Source organism: Mycobacteroides sp. LB1 (genome assembly GCF_013449725.1).
Lineage (GTDB): Bacteria > Actinomycetota > Actinomycetes > Mycobacteriales > Mycobacteriaceae > Mycobacterium.
Window position 1 is genome coordinate 56,984 of sequence record NZ_JACCFF010000001.1, and the last position, 14,046, is coordinate 71,029.

The following is a 14,046-nucleotide window of genomic DNA, read 5'->3' on the forward strand; positions in this document are numbered from 1 at the left end:
CGAGCAGCCGGCGCCTAGCGCAGACCCCTGGGCCGTACCAGCAGCACCAACACCCCGGCAAGGACGATGCCGAAAAGGTTGACCGCCAGCTGCAATGTGGACAGTCCGGCGAGCTCCCATTCCCCCACTGTCGCCGCCACCACCGCGAAACCGGCGGCCGGCACGGTGGTGACCGAGATGAAAACGCCCACCAGTGCAGCCGATTTCGCCGACATCAGCGAGAGCATGCCTGCGGCTCCGGCCAGCAGCGCGACTACCAACGAGAACGGCCCCACCTGGAACACGAAGTCAACCTGCTGCAGTTCTCGCACGCTCTTCAGCGTTACCCATCCGGCACCCTCGGCGGCCAGCGCTCCGACAGCAGTCACCGCCATCGCCACCGGGAAGCCCACCATCAGCGCCAGCAGTGACCGACGCGCCAGCGACCACTTACGCCGCACGATCGAAACCGCCAGGGCGGCAAGCGGGCCGAATTCCGGGCCAACCACCATGGCGCCCACGATGGTGACCGGCGAGTCGGTGACCACACCGACTGCAGCGATCAGACAGGCCAGACATAGGAATGCCAGGAAGGTCAGGTTGAGGGTCGACTCCTCGCGGGTACGACCGATCAGTTCGTCCCAGATGACGGCATCGGCCGGATCCCCCTCGGCCTCGTCCTCGGCCTCATAGGCGGTCTGCGAGATCACCGTGTCGAGAACCTCCGCAGTGATCGACCCACGTTTGTCGATATCGATCGACTTGAGTCCGTCGAGCACGTCGTTGGCGGTCTCGCGCGCCACGTCGGCGGTGATCACATCGCCCGCCGGACTGATCGCCGCTTCGGGCAGGCGCACGATATGCGCGACTCCTGTTGTGGTGGAAAGGAATTCCACCACCTGATCGGACAGGTCCGCAGGTGCGATAATCCGGACGTGAAGCACGTGCCCTATGCGTCCGCAGGCTTACCGGGCTTTTCCGGTTTGGCGTCGATCCCGGAGTCCTTGCGTTGCGCCGCGGTAATCGGCGCCGGGGCATCGGTCAACGGATCGACACCGCCACCGGACTTCGGGAAGGCGATGACCTCGCGGATCGAAGACGTGCCGGCCAGCAGCGCGGTCGTCCGGTCCCAGCCGAGGGCGATCCCGCCGTGCGGCGGGGCGCCGAATGCGAAGGCGTCCAACAGGAACCCGAATTTCTCCTGGGCCTCCTCGTTGCTGATGCCCATCACCTTGAAGACCCGCTCTTGGACGTCGCGGCGGTGGATACGGATCGACCCTCCGCCGATCTCGTGGCCGTTGCACACGATGTCGTAGGCGAATGCCAGCGCCGAACCCGGATCGGTATCGAAGGTGTTCTCCGACTCCGGCTTCGGCGAGGTGAAGGCATGGTGCACCGCAGTCCACGCACCGGAACCGACCGCCACGTCACCCGCGGCGGTGGCGTCATCGGCAGGCTCGAACATCGGCGCGTCCACCACCCAGGCGAATGCCCAGGCGTCGGGGTCGATCAAACCGAGGCGCTGCGCAACCTCGCCGCGCACCGCACCGAGCAGAGCCCGCGAGGACTTCACAGCACCGGCGGAGAAGAAGATGCAGTCACCCGGGTTGGCGCCGACATGGGCCGCCAGCCCATCGCGTTCGGCATCGGACAGGTTCTTGGCGACAGGGCCGCCGAGGGTGCCGTCCTCCCCCACCAGCACATAGGCCAGTCCCTTGTGTCCGCGCTGTTTGGCGAATTCCTGCCAGCCGTCCAGCGTGCGACGTGGCTGATCGGCACCGCCGGGCATCACCACCGCACCCACGTAGGGCGCCTGGAAAACCCGGAAACTGGTGTCGGAGAAGTACTCCGTGCACTCCACCAGCTCCAGGCCGAAACGTAGGTCCGGCTTGTCGCTGCCGTAGCGGCGCATCGCCTCGGCATAGGTGATGCGCGCGATGGGTGTCGGCACGTGATAGCCGATCAGATCCCACAACGCCACGAGGATCTCCTCGGCAAGCCCGATGACATCGTCCTGGTCCACGAAGCTCATCTCGATATCGAGCTGGGTGAACTCGGGCTGCCGGTCCGCCCGGAAATCCTCGTCCCGGTAACAACGCGCAATCTGGTAGTACCGCTCCATACCCGCGACCATGAGGAGCTGCTTGAACAGCTGCGGGCTCTGCGGCAGGGCGTAGAAGCTGCCCGGCTGCAGACGGGCCGGTACCAGGAAGTCGCGCGCGCCCTCCGGCGTCGAGCGAGTCAGTGTCGGCGTCTCCACCTCGACGAAATCGTGGCGGGCCAGCACGCTGCGCGCCGCGGCGCTCACCTTGGAGCGCAACCTCATTGCATTGCCCGGACCCTCGCGACGCAGGTCGAGGTACCGGTATTTGAGACGCGCTTCCTCACCCGGGGTTTCGTCCAGCTGGAACGGCAGCGGCGCGCTCTCGTTGAGCACGGTCAGTTCGGCGGCGTTGACCTCGATCTGGCCGGTGGGGATCTCGTCGTTGGCGTTGCCCTGGGGCCGGACCTCCACGATTCCGCTGACCTCGACGCAGAATTCGGCACGCAGCCGATGAGCCTGTTCGAGCACCGCGTCGTCGCGGAACACCACCTGCGACACGCCGGAGGCGTCGCGCAGATCGATGAAGATGACGCCGCCGTGGTCGCGTCGTCGAGCCACCCAGCCGGCAAGCGTTACCCGCTGCCCGGCGTCGGACTCCCGCAACGTTCCCGCGTCGTGACTGCGCAGCACAAAAGATCCCTTCGAAAAGTCAGTGTTAAGACATTTGAGCCTAGCGGCCCGCGTTTAGCGACCTCGACGGACTCAGTGCACCCGGGCCCAGGCGAGACGGCGCACCGAGTCCGGATCCTCCACGGTGACGTCGGCACGGGACCGGATGATCCGGGTCCGTCGACCCTCTGCTCCATACGTCGGCCAGCCCTCGGGTCCGTCTCCGACCGCGAAGTCCAGCCAGGCGCGCTGCATGCGGCGGCCGACCGAGGGCATCATCCGCGCCCCCAGCGGGCTCAGCAGCATCCCGACGAATGACCCATAACTGTGCTGGACGTGCACGATCTCGCTGCCGTGGGTAGCACCGAGGCCGAGCACCTTGAGGCCCCAGGCGGTGTGGTCGAACCGGTACATGAATGTATCGGCGAAGGCACTGTAGGCATCGGCGAAGGCCCACATGGGGGCGGCGAACATGGCATCGGAACCCAGGGCGACGAGCGCCGAACGGCTCGGGTATCTCGGGTATGCGGACACGATCGCGTCTTGATACTCCGGGCCTATCCGGTTGAAGTAGCCGTTGATGGTCGACTCGGTGGTAGGCAGCATCGGCGGTTTCACCCGCGCGAACATCGACGCTTCATGGCTGTTGGACCCGATGATGAGCGGCACCTGATGCACCTCGCCGCGCCGCGCCGCTTCGACGGGGTGGTGTGGCAGCAGGTCAGTGCCGTAGGTGAGCCCGTATCCGAGGATCGGGGTATCGGTCGCGCTCTCGATCTGCAACTTGGCCGCGCCGCGGCGCAGTTCCCGCTGCGGCAACACCTTGAGACGGCTGGGGTCCGTGACGTCGAGCAGCTCCATGTACCGGTGCGCACGCCGGTCTCGCAGGGCCTTGTCGGCAATGAGCGGTAACGCCGGGCTCTGCGCGATGGCGCGACCGAACAGCCCTCCCGCCGCCGGGCTGGCCAACAGCGCCAGCACCGAAGTCCCCCCTGCCGACTCACCGAAAATCGTGACGCGATCGGGGTCGCCACCAAAGGCCGCGATGTTGTCGCGCACCCACTTCAGCGCGGCGATCTGGTCACGCAGGGCCAGGTTGTCGTCAAAACCCTCGCCCAGGGCGCTGAGTTCCAGCCCACCCAGCGCTCCGATCCGGTACGTGACATTGACGACCACGACATTGCCATTGGCGGCCAGTCGCGCACCGCTGTACAGCTCCAGCTGCCCAGCACCAAAAACGAAGGCCCCGCCCGGGATCCACACCATGACGGGCAGGCTGGCGTGGACGTCGGGCGACCATACGGTGACCGTCAGGCAGTCTTCGCCTCGGACCTTGGGGTCGTCCCGCCCGGCACCCACGAACGATTTTCCTTGATGCGGCAACGGCGCGTGCTCTATGGCGTCGCGCACACCGTCCCAGGCCTCCAGCGGAGCGGGTGCCAGGAACCGAAGCTGTTCGACGGGCTGCTGCGCGTACGGCACCCCACGCCACACCGAAACGCCGCGATCGATGGTTCCCCGCAGGTCTCCCAATGGTGTGCGGACGATGGTCGGTAAGGCGACATCAACGGCCACGTATCGAATCGTAATGCGGGCGGAGGCCATAGACCCGCTATGGGCCGTGTGGCGCCGCGGGAAAGTACCGGAGACGGACATGAACTCTTCGCCGTGTAGCGATACGTCGGCCTGTGGAGTATGCAAAGGTATCGGCAGCCGGACGCAGCCGATAACTGAGTAGCAGAGATACAACGTGGGAGTGGCAGACCAATGACCTTCAACGAAGGCATGCAGATCGATACCAGCACCACCTCGGGTGGAGGCATGGGCCGCGGCCCGAAACTGGCCATCGGCGGTGGTGTCGGCGGGTTGCTGATCGCAGTGGTGGTGATGCTGCTCGGCGGCGACCCCAGCCAGGTTCTGCAACAGCAGGGCCAGCAGCAAGCGGGCCCGGCGCAGGAGCAGACACAGGACTTCAGCCATTGCAAAACCGGTGCCGATGCGAACAACGCGTTGGACTGCCGCATCATCGCTACCGGGAATTCCGTCGACGCCGTCTGGAAGCAGATCCTCGGGCCGAAGTACCCACGGCCCGGCGTGAAACTGTTCAGCGGTCAGGTGAACACCGGTTGCGGCGCCGCGACCACCGAGGTCGGCCCCTTCTACTGCCCCGCCGACCAGACCGCATACTTCGACACCAGCTTCTTCCAGGTGCTGGTCGACCAGTTCGGATCCAGCGGCGGCCCATTGGCGCAGGAATATGTGGTCGCCCACGAGTACGGCCATCACGTGCAGAACCTGCTCGGCGTGCTGGGCAAGAATCAACGCTGCGCCGAGGGCCAGGCAGGTGGCGGCGTGTGCACCGAGCTGCAGGCCGACTGCTACGCCGGGGTCTGGGCCCAGCACGCATCGACCACCAAGCAGGAGGGCACCGGGGTGCCCTTCCTGAAACCACTGTCGGATCAGGACATTCAGGACGCGCTCTCCGCGGCATCCTCGGTGGGCGATGACAGAATTCAGAAGCGTGCGACCGGGCGCGTCAACCCGGAGTCGTGGTCGCACGGCTCATCCGAACAACGTCAGCGGTGGTTCACCGAGGGGTACCGCAGCGGTGATTACCGCGTCTGCGACACCTTCAACGCCGAGAACCTGAACTAGGCACCGGGCTCGGCGGCTTAAAACAGCGTCGGCTCCAGCGCGGGCACCAGTTTTGGTGGCCGCGTAGGGGTTTCCTCACGGTGCGAGGCCAATCCATACTTGTCGACCAACGGGGCCACCCGCTCTCGTAGCCATGACCGATACTCGGCCGGCGCATATGCGCCCTTCCGGTACAGCTCCCGGTATCGACCGACCAGCTCGGGATGCGATTGCGATACCCAGGACATGAACCAGCCCCGTGTCGTCCCACGCAAATGCAACGGAAAAACCGTCACGGAACCCGCGCCGGCATCCGCGATGCGGCCCAGCAGGTCATCGAGATGCTCAATCGAGTCGGTGAGAAACGGAAGCACCGGCGCCACCATCACATGCGGCTCAAATCCCGCCTCGCGCGCCGCGGCGATGAGCGACAGCCGTGCCTGGGGTGAGGGCACCCCCGGCTCGACTTCCCGGTGTACCGCGTCATCGCCGATAGCGAGCGAGACGCCCAGGCCTACCGGCACCTGCCCGGCCGCCTCGGCGAGCAGGGGTAGATCTCGGCGCAGCAACGTCCCCTTGGTAAGGATCGACATCGGTGTCCCCGAATCGGCCAGCGCGGCAATCACTCCCGGCATCAACTGATAGCGGCCCTCGGCCCGCTGATAGGGATCGGTGTTGGTGCCGAGCGCGACCGTCTCACGCGCCCAGGACTTGCGCTGCAACTCTTTCCGGAGCACCGGAACCAGATTGGTCTTCACGACGATCTGAGTGTCGAAATCAGCACCGCTGTCGAATTCCAGGTACTCATGCGTCGGGCGCGCGAAGCAGTAACGGCAGGCATGCGAACACCCGCGAAATGCGTTGACCGTAAAGCGAAACGGCAGCATGGACGCGGCCGGGACCTTGTTGAGCGCCGACTTGCACAACACCTCGTGAAAGGTGATGCCTTCAAACTCGGGTGTGCGGACGCTGCGCACCAGACCGATGCGCTCCAAACCCGGGAGCGCACCATCGTCGGCCGCCAGTGCCTGACCGTCCCACCGCATACCTTATGCGAACATATGTTCGATACGGTGTCAAGCGCCAAACGCGCTCGAAAGCCCCCGTGGATCGGCAAGATTCCACTTATGGCCGGCCACAAGAAGATTGGCGTGCCGCAGCCGGTTGTCGCAGCTAAGCGTGCCCGCACCGACCCACGCGACCGCTCCCAGCACCAGCAGCAACAGCCATTCCGGTGAGTAGAAGAAATTGCTGAAGAACTCAGCCGTGGACTGCCCCGCGAGCCCAGGAACCACCGATAGCCAGATCGCTCCGGCCATGATTGCGGACAGTGCCAGCGCAGCCATCCCGGTCAGCAGACCCACAATGAGCATGACTCCGGCGATCAACTCCACCCACGCCGTCACGGGCGCCGATATCGACGGCAGCGGGGCACCCCATGCCGCGAAGTCATCGCGAAACCTCCCGAGATCGGCGATCTTTCCCACCGCGCCACTGACAAACATGTATCCGATGCTTGCCCGGGCAAGCATCTTCCAGAGTTCGACCGGCCAACGACGCATGCCGGTCAGTGTAGGAGCGCGGTGGTACTGAGATGCGTCGCACGCGAGGGACTGCTTGACTTATCACGTGACGGAATCGACGACAGAGCTCTTATTTTCCTATGGCACCCTGCAGCAGCCCGAGGTGCAACGCGCCACATTCGGGCAGGAACTCCAAGGGCAGGGCGACGCCATCGTCGGGTTCGACCTGGACTACGTCACCATCACCGACCCGCGTGTCATAGCAACCAGCGGCAACGATCGGCATCCCATCCTGCGTCCGTCGGCAACGGCCGCAGCGGAGGTCCCGGGGACAGTCTTTTCCATTACCGCCGCACAGCTGGCCTCCGCCGACGAATACGAAGTCGACGACTATCGACGCATTTCGGTGCCGCTGCGCTCAGGCGCAACGGCCTGGGTCTACGTGTGGGCAGCCGGCTAGCGCGCTACCACTTACGCAGTGCGCACGTAACAGCGGTCTCGCCATCGGCCTGCGTTGCAAGAGCGCCGTCCACGAACACCTCGCAATGGAACACGGGAGCACCGGTAACGGCCTTGGCCGCCGCGCTCGCGCTGACATAAGCCCACTGCGTCGGATCGTTCAACGTGGTCTCGACCACAAACGGAGCGTCGGGCGAGATACGGGTCGAGTTACGCACCAGATACTTGCTCGACTCCGAGTCGTACGCGGCCTTGCTGGGCGGCTCGTTCTGCAGCACGAGGGTCTGCGAGAGGAACTCACGGTCGGAGCTGATCACGTACTTCACCTGGTGCGGTGCCGCCTGCGCTACCGGGATCAGGGCCGTCACGGACATGGTCAAGGTTGCGGAACCGGCCACGGCGAGCAGACCTGCTGCGATACGTCCCATACGTGTCATATCCGCGATGCTAGCCGCGCCGTTACCTCGTCGACAATCGAACCAATCGGCACCGGGTGCTGAACGCCATCTGCCAGCGTCTTGAGTTCGATGTTTCCCTCACCGATTTCCCGGTCCCCGGCGACCAGTGCAATCGAGGCTCCGGAGCGGTCCGCCGCGCGCATCGCACCCTTGAGTCCACGGTCGCCGTACGCGATATCGGTGCGGATTCCAGCAGCACGCAGCTGCGCCGCCACCTTGACCAACGCCGATTTTCCGTCCTGCCCAAGGGGAACGCAGAACACCTCGCAGCGCCCGCTGTCCCCCACCTCGACGCCCTCGGCCCGCAGGGCGAGCAGAGTTCTGTCCACGCCGAGCCCAAACCCGATACCCGACAACGACTGTCCACCGAGCTGCGCCATGAGTCCGTCATAGCGCCCGCCGCCGCCGATCCCCGACTGCGCGCCCAGTCCGTCATGCACGAACTCGAATGTGGTCTTGGTGTAGTAGTCCAGGCCGCGCACCAGCCGCGAGTTCACCACGTACTGCACGCCCAACGCGTCCAGATGATTGAGAACCTCATCGAAATGCGCCTTGGATTCCTGCGAGAGATGGTCGAGCATGAGCGGCGCGGCGGCGGTCATCTCGCGCACCTCGGCCCGCTTATCGTCGAGTACCCGAATGGGATTGATACGGGCCCGTTCCCGCGTCGCCTCGTCCAGGTCCAGGCCGAAGAGGAATTCCTGCAACAACTCTCGGTACTGCGGGCGGCAAGACGCATCGCCCAGCGAGCTGATCTCCAAGCGGAAGCCGGTAAGCCCCAGCGAGCGGTACCCGGCATCCGCGATCGCGATCACCTCGGCATCCAGGGCCGGATCGTCGACGCCGATGGCTTCCACGCCCACCTGCTGCAACTGGCGGTAGCGGCCGGCCTGCGGACGCTCATACCGGAAAAACGGTCCGGCGTAACGCAGTTTCGCGGGCAGCTGGCCGCGGTCCAGGCCATGCTCGATGACCGCACGCATCACCGAGGCCGTGCCCTCCGGGCGCAGCGTTACCGAACGATCGCCGCGATCGGAGAAGGTGTACATCTCCTTGCTGACCACATCGGTGGACTCCCCCACCCCACGGGCGAACAGTCCGGTGTCCTCGAACACCGGCAATTCGATATAGCCGTACCCGGCCAGCCGCGCCTGTTCCAACAAGCCGTCACGCACCGCCAGGAACTGCGCCGAGTCCGGTGGTATGTAATCGGGAATGCCCTTCGGGGCCCGAAAGGATCCAGCCCCGTATGTCTTCTCGCTCACTGAATTTCCTCGAGGAACGGGTTGGCGCGTCGCTCGTCGCCGATGCTGGTGGAGTTGCCGTGCCCGGGGAGGACAACGGTGGAATCGTCGCGGGTCAGCAGTTTGGCCGCAATCGAATTAAGCAGCTGTTGGTGGTTCCCGCCAGGCAGGTCGGTGCGCCCGATCGACATCTGGAACAGGGTGTCGCCACTGAACACCACATCAACCGGGCCGTTCTCGGTGTCGACCTCGATCCCGAAGACCACCGAGCCGCGCGTATGCCCGGGCGTGTGATCCACGGTGAGGGTGATCTCCGCGAGCTCCAGCTTGTCGCCGTCGCCGATCTCGATGAGCTCCTTGGGCTCGGTGAACTCCACGCCCTGGATGAACTGACCCAGGCCCGGCCCGATCCCGGCAAGCGGATCGGCAAGCATCACGCGATCATCGGGGTGGATGTACACCGGGATCCCGTACTCGTCGGCGATCGGCTGCGCGGTCCACGTGTGATCGAGATGCCCGTGGGTGAGTAGCACCGCCGCGGGGGTCAGATTGCGTTCGGCGAGGATCTCCTTGACACCCGGGATGGCCTCTTGGCCGGGATCGATAATGACGGCAGGGCCGCCTTCGTGGGGCGCCACGATATAGCAGTTCGTGGCGAACATGCCCGCGGGAAATCCGGTGATCAGCACCCGAACAGCTTAGGCGGCGGGTCCTGCACGTTCTCTCAGGTGTGGCTGGCACACTCTCTGGCGACCTAGATTCTTCGATGATTCTTCAGCGGAAGCCCTAGAAGGAGAGCCCGGTGCCGACCAACGAGCAGCGACGTCAGACCGCCAAGCGCAAGCTGGAGCGACAGCTGGAGAGCCGTGCGGAGCGCGCTCGCAAGCAGCGGATCTGGGCGATCAGCGGCGTCGCGGTTGTCGCCGTCCTCGCAGCGGTGGCCATCACCGCATGGCTGGCCATCCGCAAGAGCGATAAGACCGACTCCGCCCTGGCCACCGCCTCTGACACCACCCCGGTCTCCACGGTCGACGCACCGCCGACCTCCTCGTTGCCGACACCCGACGAACCGCCTGTCACAGGGCCGGCTCTCCCGCAGTTCGTGGCCCCCGCCAATCTGGGTGCCAACTGCCAGTACCTGCCCGCGGAAAAGCCCTCCAAGAAGATCGAAAAGCAGATACCGCGAACCGGGAAGGTGCCCACCGAACCCGCGACGCTCACCGCCAGCGTGAAAACCAGCCAGGGCAACATCGGCCTGGTGCTGGACAATGCGAAGGCTCCGTGCACGGTGAACAGCTTCGCCAGCCTGGCGCAGGGTGGATATTTCGACGACACCATCTGCCACCGGATAACCAGTGGCGGTCTCTCGGTGCTGCAGTGTGGCGACCCGACGGGCACCGGTTCCGGCGGCCCGGGATACCAGTTCGACAACGAGTACCCCACCAACCAGTACAAGCCGGGTGATCCGGCCGCGGAGAGTGCCGTCGTCTATCCGGCGGGCACATTGGCGATGGCCAATGCGGGACCTGGCACCAACGGCAGCCAGTTCTTCATGGTCTACAAGGATTCGAAGCTTCCGCCGCAGTACACGGTGTTCGGAACCATCGACAAGACCGGTATGGACACCCTGGCCAAGATCGCCAAGAACGGCATCAAGCCGGGTTCTCGCGGCTCGGGCGATGGCACACCCGCCCAAGAGGTGAAGATCATCGACCTGCAGCTCGACTGACGTGATTTCGCGTCGCAAGCTGCTTATCGGGGGCCTCTCCGCAGGTGCGGTGGCCGCGGTGGGTGCCGGGGCGTACGAGTTCACCCAATCCGCGGGAACCGGATGCCGGCTACCCGTTGACCCGGCGAGGATCGCGCTGAGTTCCCTCGAAGAGGACTTCGGCGGCCGCCTCGGCGTGTGTGCGGTCCAGGCCGGCTCGAGTGCGACATTCAGCTTTCGGGGCGACCAACGCTTCATCATGTGTTCGACGGTGAAGACCTTCATCGTGTCGGCGATTCTGCACCGCCGCCGCAGCGATCCGGGCCTGCTGGACAAGCGGATTCACTACACGCAGGCCGACGTTCTGGAGTGGGCGCCGATCACCTCCAAGCATGTGGCCGACGGCATGACCATTTCGGAGCTGTGTGATGCGACGATCCGCTATAGCGACAACACCGGCGCCAACCTGCTGATCGCTCAGCTCGGCGGCCCCAAGGTCACCGAGCAGTTCGTCAGAGGCTTGGGCGACAACATCTCTCGTATGGATCGCATCGAGGGTCAGCTGAACATTCCCGACGGCGACAAGGACACGTCGACCCCGCTACAGCTGGCGACCACCCTGCGCAGGCTGGTTCTCGGCGACGGGCTGGATCCCCAGGGCCGGGACCTGCTCACCGACTGGATGAAGCGGAACACCACAGGTGATCAATCGATTCGGGCGGGTGTCCCGACGGGCTGGCCGGTCGGCGACAAGACGGGCAGCGGATTCAAGGGCGAGACCAACGACATCGCGGTGATCTGGCCACCCGGGCGTGCGCCCATCGCCATCGCGGTGCTCGCGATCCCCGACGACCCGAAATCCACCAAGGGCAAGCAGACCATCGCCGAGGCCACCCGAATCGCGCTCAAGGCACTGACTTCCTAACCGCCGAGTGTCCACACTGGTGCTCGGCGTAAGGGATTACGCGGCGGATGTAACCCGGTAGACGTCGTAGACGCCCTCGACATTGCGGACCACGTTGAGGACATGGCCCAGATGCTTGGGGTCGCCCATCTCAAAAGTGAACCGGCTGATGGCAACTCGGTCATTCGATGTGGTCACCGAGGCCGACAGGATGTTGACTCGCTCATCAGCAAGGACACGCGTCACATCGGAGAGCAGCCGATGCCGGTCCAGCGCCTCGACCTGGATGGCCACCAGGAACACCGAGGACGCCGACGGCGCCCAGTGCACCTCGATGATCCGTTCCGATTGCTGCTGCAGGGATTCGGCGTTGGTGCAGTCGGTGCGGTGCACGCTGACTCCCCCGCCGCGGGTGACAAATCCGAGGATCTGATCCCCCGGTACCGGGGTGCAGCACTTGGCGAGCTTGGTCAGCACACCCGGGGCACCCGGCACCGCGACACCCACATCGTCGCTACGGCGCTGGCGCACCAGCATCGTCGATGGAGTGGACCGCTCTGCGAGTTCCTCCTCGGCGCTGTCCACCCCGCCCAGCTGGGCAACCAGCCGCTGCACCACATGCCGGGCCGAAACATGCCCCTCGCCCACCGCGGTGTACAGCGCGGAGGTGTCCTGGTAGCGCAGCTCCCGGGCCAACGATGCCATGCCCTCGCCGTTGACCAAGCGCTGCAGCGGAAGTCCACCGCGGCGCACCTCACGGGCGATGGAGTCCTTACCGGCCTCCAACGCCTCCTCGCGCCGTTCCTTGGCGAACCACTGCCGGATCTTGGCCTTGGCACGCGGTGACACCACGAAGGTCTGCCAGTCGCGCGACGGGCCGGCGCTGGCGGCCTTGGAGGTGAAAACCTCCACCACTTCCCCGTTTTCGAGCTTGCGCTCCAGTGCCACCAAGCGCCCATTGACGCGCGCACCGATGCAGCGGTGCCCAACCTCGGTGTGCACCGCGTAGGCGAAGTCCACCGGAGTGGATCCGGCAGGCAGGGTAATGACGTCGCCCTTGGGGGTGAAGACGAAGATCTCCTGCACCGCCAGGTCGTACCGCAACGCCTCCAGGAACTCACCAGGGTCGGCGGCCTCACGCTGCCAGTCGAGCAGCTGGCGCATCCACGCCATATCGTCGACTTCGGCGCCCGCAAGCGTGAGCGGAACTCCGTTGCGCCCCTTGGCTTCCTTGTAACGCCAATGCGCGGCGATGCCGTACTCGGCGGTGCGGTGCATATCGCGGGTGCGAATCTGCACCTCCAGCGGCTTGCCCTCGGGCCCGACCACGGTGGTATGCAACGACTGATAGACACCGAAACGCGGTTGCGCGATGTAGTCCTTGAAGCGGCCCGCCATCGGCTGCCACAACGAGTGCACCACGCCCACAGCGGCATAACAGTCACGAATCTCGTCGCACAGAATCCGGACGCCCACCAGGTCGTGGATATCGTCGAAGTCACGGCCCTTGACGATCATCTTCTGGTAGATCGACCAGTAGTGCTTGGGGCGCCCCTCGACGACGGCACTGATACGCGAACCATTCAGGGTGGCAATGATTTCCGCACGAACCTTGGCCAGATAGGTATCGCGTGACGGCGCCCGGTCGGCGACCAGCCGCACGATCTCCTCGTACTTCTTGGGGTGCAGGATCGCGAAGGAAAGATCTTCGAGCTCCCACTTGACCGTGGCCATGCCCAGCCGATGCGCCAGTGGCGCAATCACTTCCAGTGTCTCGCGTGCCTTCCGCGCCTGCTTCTCCGGCGGCAGGAATCGCATGGTGCGCATGTTGTGCAGCCGGTCGGCGACCTTGATGACCAGCACCCGAGGGTCGCGCGCCATCGCAATGATCATCTTGCGGATGGTTTCGCCCTCGGCGGCATTGCCCAACACCACCTTGTCGAGCTTGGTCACACCATCGACCAGATGGGCCACCTCGCTGCCAAATTCGGCGGTCAGCTGCTCCAAGCTATAGCCGGTGTCCTCGACGGTGTCATGCAGGATCGCGGCAACCAGCGTGGTGGTGTCCATGCCCAGCTCGGCCAGGATGTTCGCCACCGCGATCGGGTGCGTGATGTACGGATCGCCCGACTTGCGGAACTGTTCGGAGTGTCGGCTTTCGGCCACCTCATAGGCGCGCTGGAGCACCAATCTGTCGGCCTTGGGATAGAACTCGCGATGGACGGCCATCAGCGGTTCGAGCACTGGGCTAACAGCACCGCGCTGCGCGGTCATCCGGCGAGCCAGTCGAGCTCGCACCCTGCGCGAAGCGCTCATGGTGCCGCTGACCCGCAGGGACTCCGAGCTCGGTACCGTCAGTTCGTTCACGACAGGCAGGGATTCCACCGCGACCTGATTCTCGCTGGGTACGTGCTCGTCAGCCAC

The 14,046-nt window shown here is 65.1% G+C and carries 13 protein-coding genes; 4 read left to right on the plus strand and 9 right to left on the minus strand.

What is annotated here, in order from left to right; genetic code table 11:
* Positions 1 to 14: 14 nt before the first annotated feature.
* The 3 genes from MLB1_RS00300 to MLB1_RS00310 all read right to left on the minus strand — a co-directional run bounded on the left by MLB1_RS00300 (position 15) and on the right by MLB1_RS00310 (position 4,297).
* Positions 15 to 923: a DUF389 domain-containing protein gene (locus tag MLB1_RS00300; RefSeq protein WP_180747777.1), complete on the minus strand. Its 909-nt coding sequence runs from the start codon at positions 921 to 923 to the stop codon at positions 15 to 17.
* Between the two features lie 5 nt (positions 924 to 928).
* The gene (gene aspS, locus MLB1_RS00305; protein ID WP_180747778.1) at positions 929 to 2,713 is read right to left on the minus strand and encodes an aspartate--tRNA ligase; all 1,785 of its coding nucleotides are present in this window, start codon (positions 2,711 to 2,713) and stop codon (positions 929 to 931) included.
* 72 nt (positions 2,714 to 2,785) lie between these two features.
* Positions 2,786 to 4,297: a carboxylesterase/lipase family protein gene (locus tag MLB1_RS00310; protein WP_180747779.1), complete on the minus strand. Its 1,512-nt coding sequence runs from the start codon at positions 4,295 to 4,297 to the stop codon at positions 2,786 to 2,788.
* A 162-nt stretch (positions 4,298 to 4,459) separates the two neighbouring features.
* Here MLB1_RS00310 and MLB1_RS00315 point away from each other — a divergent pair, with 162 nt between their 5' ends.
* Entirely contained in the window at positions 4,460 to 5,347 is an 888-nt protein-coding gene (locus MLB1_RS00315; protein ID WP_180747780.1) for a neutral zinc metallopeptidase, read from the plus strand.
* Positions 5,348 to 5,364: 17 nt separating this feature from the next.
* On the opposite strand, the gene MLB1_RS00320 is transcribed toward MLB1_RS00315, so the two are convergent.
* Entirely contained in the window at positions 5,365 to 6,372 is a 1,008-nt protein-coding gene (locus tag MLB1_RS00320) for an Rv2578c family radical SAM protein (RefSeq protein WP_180747781.1), read from the minus strand.
* A 30-nt stretch (positions 6,373 to 6,402) separates the two neighbouring features.
* Positions 6,403 to 6,888: a DoxX family protein gene (locus tag MLB1_RS00325; protein ID WP_180747782.1), complete on the minus strand. Its 486-nt coding sequence runs from the start codon at positions 6,886 to 6,888 to the stop codon at positions 6,403 to 6,405.
* A 67-nt stretch (positions 6,889 to 6,955) separates the two neighbouring features.
* Between MLB1_RS00325 and MLB1_RS00330 the strand changes: the two genes are divergently transcribed.
* On the plus strand, positions 6,956 to 7,309 hold the full coding sequence (locus MLB1_RS00330) for a gamma-glutamylcyclotransferase family protein (protein WP_180747783.1): 354 nt from the start codon (positions 6,956 to 6,958) through the stop codon (positions 7,307 to 7,309).
* A gap of 4 nt (positions 7,310 to 7,313) precedes the next feature.
* On the opposite strand, the gene MLB1_RS00335 is transcribed toward MLB1_RS00330, so the two are convergent.
* Genes MLB1_RS00335 through MLB1_RS00345 form a run of 3 tightly spaced genes read right to left on the minus strand, consistent with a single transcriptional unit; the run spans position 7,314 to position 9,699 of the window.
* Positions 7,314 to 7,736 (minus strand): hypothetical protein, encoded by a 423-nt coding sequence (locus tag MLB1_RS00335; RefSeq protein WP_180749598.1) that lies wholly within the window; start codon positions 7,734 to 7,736, stop codon positions 7,314 to 7,316.
* A gap of 5 nt (positions 7,737 to 7,741) precedes the next feature.
* The gene (gene hisS / locus MLB1_RS00340) at positions 7,742 to 9,031 is read right to left on the minus strand and encodes a histidine--tRNA ligase (protein WP_180747784.1); all 1,290 of its coding nucleotides are present in this window, start codon (positions 9,029 to 9,031) and stop codon (positions 7,742 to 7,744) included.
* Complete coding sequence (locus MLB1_RS00345; protein ID WP_180747785.1) at positions 9,028 to 9,699, minus strand: MBL fold metallo-hydrolase; 672 nt, start codon at positions 9,697 to 9,699, stop codon at positions 9,028 to 9,030. Before MLB1_RS00345 ends, hisS begins: the two co-directional genes overlap by 4 nt.
* Positions 9,700 to 9,812: 113 nt before the next feature.
* Between MLB1_RS00345 and MLB1_RS00350 the strand changes: the two genes are divergently transcribed.
* Both MLB1_RS00350 and bla read left to right on the plus strand, forming a co-directional pair.
* Entirely contained in the window at positions 9,813 to 10,739 is a 927-nt protein-coding gene (locus MLB1_RS00350) for a peptidylprolyl isomerase (RefSeq protein WP_180747786.1), read from the plus strand.
* A gap of 1 nt (position 10,740) precedes the next feature.
* Positions 10,741 to 11,643 (plus strand): class A beta-lactamase, encoded by a 903-nt coding sequence (bla, locus tag MLB1_RS00355; protein WP_180747787.1) that lies wholly within the window; start codon positions 10,741 to 10,743, stop codon positions 11,641 to 11,643.
* Positions 11,644 to 11,679: 36 nt separating this feature from the next.
* On the opposite strand, the gene MLB1_RS00360 is transcribed toward bla, so the two are convergent.
* Entirely contained in the window at positions 11,680 to 13,989 is a 2,310-nt protein-coding gene (locus MLB1_RS00360) for a bifunctional (p)ppGpp synthetase/guanosine-3',5'-bis(diphosphate) 3'-pyrophosphohydrolase (RefSeq protein ID WP_371750582.1), read from the minus strand.
* Between the last annotated feature and the right edge of the window lie 57 nt (positions 13,990 to 14,046).